Origin of the sequence: Pedococcus sp. 2YAF34 (assembly GCF_052114585.1) — a bacterium.
Lineage (GTDB): Bacteria > Actinomycetota > Actinomycetes > Actinomycetales > Dermatophilaceae > Pedococcus.
Window position 1 is genome coordinate 1 of the sequence record NZ_JBFRFA010000119.1, and the last position, 422, is coordinate 422.

The 422-nt window shown below is 68.2% G+C and carries 1 protein-coding gene; it reads left to right on the forward strand.

The genetic code is table 11. The features are described 5' to 3' along the window. On the forward strand, positions 1–422 hold a 422-nt coding region (locus tag AB4Z02_RS19160), incomplete at both ends, for an alkaline phosphatase family protein (RefSeq protein ID WP_441972962.1).

Genomic DNA, 422 nt, shown 5'->3' on the forward strand with positions numbered 1-422 from the left:
CTACACGACCCTGTCGCAGTCGCCCGGCAACGCCAACGTGCATCCGCCGACCCAGTTCATCCCGATGGCCCGAGGCGGAACGCTGCCGCAGGTCTGCTACGTCTGGTCGCCTTCGGGCTATGACGAGCATCCGCCCGCCGTGAGCGCGCCCGACTACATCACGAAGGGCCACGACCTCGTGTGGCAGCGCGTGCAGGCCGTCATCGACGGGGGCGGCTGGGACGAGACGACGTTCATCCTCACCTGGGACGACTGGGGCGGCTACGCGGACTCGGTGCCGACACCGTCGATCGAGACGGTTCCGGATGCGCTCCATCCCGACGGATTCCAGGTCATCGGCGGCTCGCGCATCCCGCTGATCATGTTCGGGGGCGCCGTCGAGCAGGCGATCGATCCGGAGTGGCGTTCGCACGCGTCCATAC